Annotated in this window: 1 protein-coding gene; it reads left to right on the top strand. The window is 70.0% G+C overall.

The annotated features are described in order from the left end of the window. Positions 1-3,876, top strand: a 3,876-nt coding sequence (locus tag VFF46_RS31835; protein ID WP_325040941.1) for an alpha-amylase family glycosyl hydrolase, incomplete at both ends; no start/stop codon positions are given.

Below are 3,876 nucleotides of genomic sequence, written 5' to 3' on the forward strand. Positions count from 1 at the left end.
TTGTGGCTCGCTGCCATCACCGTCGCCACCACCCTTGCGGACGCGGAGCCGGACGGCGGGCAGTGGTACAAGAACGCGGTCTTCTACCAGGCGCTCGTCCGGGCCTACCGGGACGGCGACGGAGACGGGTACGGCGACCTCCGCGGACTCATCGACCAGCTGGACTACCTGCAGCTGCTCGGCGTCGACTGCGTGTGGCTGAACCCGATCTACCCGTCGCCGCTCAAGGACGGCGGTTACGACGTCAGCAACTACACCGACATCCACCCGAACGCCGGCACGCTCGACGACTTCAGGGAACTGGTCGCCAAGGCGCACCAGCGGGGCATCCGGATCATCGTCGACTTCGTGCCGAACCACAGCTCCGACCAGCACCCCTGGTTCGAGGAGTCCCGCCGGGACCCCGACGGCCCGTACGGCGACTACTACGTGTGGTCCGACTCGCCCGAGCAGTACTACACGTCGCTGTACACCGACGAGGCCGGGACGGAGTACATCGTCGATCCGGAGACCGGCGAGCGGCGCGACATCGACCCCGAGTCGACCTGGCTGCGGATCACCTCGGCGGACGGCCGGCCGCTGATCGGTCCGCGGATCATCTTCACCGACACCGAGACCTCGAACTGGACCTGGGACCCGGTCCGCAAGCAGTACTTCTGGCACCGGTTCTTCAGCCACCAGCCCGACCTGAACTTCGAGAATCCCGCCGTCCGGCAGGAGATCCTGGCCGCGCAGGAGTTCTGGCTCCGGCTCGGCGTCGACGGGTTCCGGGTGGACGCCGTACCGTACCTGTTCGTCCGGGAGGGCACGAACGGCGAGAACCTTCCGCAGACGCACGAGTTCGTCCGGCAGATGCGGGCGTTCGCCGACCGGTACGGCGCGATGATCCTCTGCGAGGCGAACCAGCCGCTGGCCGACCTGATGCAGTATTTCGGGGATCCGGCCACGGGCGGCGACGGGTTCCACATGGCCTTCGACTTCGCGCTGATGCCACGGCTGTACATGGCCCTCGCGAGCGAGGTCGCCGAACCGATCCGCGACGTGCTGCGGCTGCGGCCGGAGCTGCCGGCGAGTGCCGCGCTGATGACCTTCCTCGACAACCACGACGAGCGCACCACGGAGATGGTCACCCGCGCCGAACGCGAGTACCTGCACGCGACGTACGACCCGGCCAAGGAGCGGAAGTCCAACGACGGCTTCGTCGGCCGGCTCGCTCCGCTGCTCGGCAACGACCTCCGGAAGGTCAAGCTGGCCAATGCGATGCTGTTCGCCTTGACCGGGTCGCCGATCATCTACTACGGCGACGAACTCGGCATGGGTGACAACCCGGCGTTGCCGGACCGGGACGCCCAGCGCACCCCGATGCCGTGGACCCCGGACCGCAACGCGGGCTTCTCCACGGCCGCGCCGTACCGGCCGTCTAACGGCGATCCTGACCCCCGCCACCTCTATCTGCCCCCGGTGGCCGATCCGGTCAACGGATACCGCTACGTCAACGTCGAGAATCAGGTGTACGACGAGTCGTCGTTGTTGCACTGGACCCGCGGGCTGATCGCGGCGTACAAGTCGCAGCCCGCTCTCGCCAACGGCAAGCTCACCGATCTCGGCGGTAGCAACGGTCACGTGCTGACGATCGCGCGCGAGTACGACGGCGACGTGGTATTGGGAGTGTTCAACCTGGCCGGCACGACCCAGGCCACCGAGCTGGATCTGAGCGCCTGGATCGGCCGGAGACCGACCGACGTCATCGGCGACGAGCGTTTCCGGACCATCGACGACCTTCCGTACTCCGTCACTCTGGAAGGTCACGGCTTCCGTTGGCTCGCGCTGAACCGCCCGGAAGTTGCCTCGGGCAACGCTTCGGCAGTGGGGGAGATGTTCAGCACCGCGGGTCGCGTGGACGACAACGCGACGGCTGTGGCCGCGCTGATCACCGCGCTGCTCGGCGACGCGAAGACCAAGGCGGCGGTGGAGCGGTTGGCGATCCTCGACGGCCTCCAGCGTGACCCGGCCGATCCGATGCGCTACCGGATCGTGCGTGGTGATCGATCGCGCACGGTGGTGTTCGTGGTGGGCGACGTCGCGAACCACGCGCCGGCCGGGTTCGAAGGCGCGGACACGATCACGATCACCGTGTCCCGGCACCTCATCGATGCCGTCGAGGTGCTGCCGGCCATCGGTCACGAGCTGCGGGAGATCGGCGAGCTGCTCAGCGGTACGCCGCCGCACACGGCCCACGAGCGCGCGCAGGAGACCCAGATCGCGCTGCTGGGCTGGATAGGAGATCAGCTGCCAGGCTCGGATCCGAGGGCCGCCGTGCGGGCGGACCTCGCGCTGCTCGACTCCGCGAACGGGCTCCGGCTGGAAGCCGGCGCCGCCGGTCAACTCGCCGCCGGGCTCGATGCGGATCTTGCCGGTCGCGTCGAGGCCCGGCTCTCCCGCCACCACGATGCCGGCCCCCAGCTCCGGCCGCGCCGGTATCGCGAGCAGCCTCGTGGCGGGCCGGGCAGCATCTCCGGCAGCAGTTTCCGCGGCGACGGCCGCGGGCAGGCGGAGCCCGACGAGGTACTGGCCACCGCGAAGCTCGAGGCGGCGGAGATCGCCCGTGCCGCCGGCGTTGCCGAGGTCCGCATCTCGGCGACCGAGTTGGTGATCGTCCTCGACGACGACAGCAGGCTGCACAGCGAGTTCGCCGTCGTCGACGACGCCACCTTCACCGACGCCGGGCCGGTCAGGCTGGAAGGGCTGCACCGTACCGATTCGCCGTACGACTGGACGCCCTGGAGCCGCGTCACGCTGTCGGCCCGGGCCACCGACGACGTCGTCGGCCGGGCGCTGGCGAACACGGTGGCGGAGATCGTGGCGATACGACGCGGCGACAACGCGCACGACCGGCGACGCGCGGGCCGGCGGGCCGAGGTGGCGTTCCTGGTCGAACGGATCGAGGCGGGCACGGTCGACGGGCATCCGGTCCGGGAGCTGCGGCTGCTGCTCGAGCAGGTGAACAAGCTGGAGAACGAGCCGCTCGACGGCATCCCCGGCATCCTGCCGGACGACCTGCGGGACCGGGTCGCGGCTGCGTTGCGCCGGCCGTGGATCGTCGAGCAGGCGTTCGGCAAGGTGACCGCGGCCGTCAACCGCCTGGAGGACAAGGTGGTCGAGTCGGCGGCGGCCGATCGGACGCTTGACCCGGGCAACGACCACTCGGACCGTCCGATCGCGATCGCGCTGTACGCGGCCCGGCGCCGACGGATCGCCGGCGCGACCGGCGTAGCGTCGATCGAGCCCCGGACCGGCATCACCGGCCGCGAGCAGCACTTCGTGGTACGGCGGACCGACAACACGACGTACCACCTGACCATCCGGTTCGACGCACGCCCGGCCCATACCTCGATGCCGAACGACGACCTCGAGATCGCGGTGGCGCCGGGGCCGTGGCCGGCGGTCGAGAGGACGGTCGTCGAGGCGCTGGCCCGGCACGAGAACGGGCTGCGTGAGCGCGCGGGGCAGCCGGATCCGTACGTCGACCGGTTCCTGCATCAGGTACTTGTCCAGTTCGCAGGGCGTCCCGGCCCGGCGTCCCGGCGTACGGCAGTCCACGAGCAGCCGTTGCTGCGCAGCCTGGTCCAGACCCTCGGCGAGGATCGGGCGGTCGAACTCGGCTCGATGAGCGCACAGGAGTTCCGGCGCCGGAGCGACAGCGAATCGCGGCAGCTGGTGGCAGGCGTCTTTGCCCAGCTGCGTGCGCTGTCGGCCAAGCAGAACTCCGGCAATCGGGACGAGCGGCGGGCCGCGGCGCGGGATCTCCTCGAGTTGGTGGACAGGCTGAACCTGCGATCCGGCACCGACGAGTCCCGGGCCTTGCGGGCGGCACTC

The organism is Kribbella sp., assembly GCF_035655035.1.
GTDB lineage: Bacteria > Actinomycetota > Actinomycetes > Propionibacteriales > Kribbellaceae > Kribbella.